Origin of the sequence: Achromobacter sp. SIMBA_011, from assembly GCF_046535435.1 — a bacterium.
GTDB lineage: Bacteria > Pseudomonadota > Gammaproteobacteria > Burkholderiales > Burkholderiaceae_B > Achromobacter > Achromobacter dolens.
Map to the genome: position 1 here is coordinate 1 of NZ_JAWRWN010000414.1, position 274 is coordinate 274.

The window sequence follows — 274 nt, forward strand, 5'->3', positions numbered from 1 at the left end:
CCTATGCTCCCTCACTCAAATTATCCAGAAGCAGACTACCCATCGAAGGCGACACCTAAAGATGGATTACCACTGCATGATCAGATCAGCGCAATGGTCGCTCAGATCAGAGATCAAAGGTTTGCATATCCGGATGACTTAATCGGCGTACTTGCGCCAAGAAATGCCGAGCGTAACCTTATCGAACAAGGCTTCATCGATTCGGGACTTGGTGACCTGATCACCAGAGCCAATGCTTCGAATCGTTTCGAACCCTCTCGACGGATTTGGCTCT

1 protein-coding gene is annotated in these 274 nt (G+C 49.3%); it reads left to right on the plus strand.

Features of this window, described 5'->3' with window-relative positions:
* Positions 1-93 precede the first annotated feature (93 nt).
* On the plus strand, positions 94-274 hold a 181-nt coding region (locus tag SB816_RS31525; RefSeq protein WP_410548185.1), incomplete at its 3' end, for a hypothetical protein.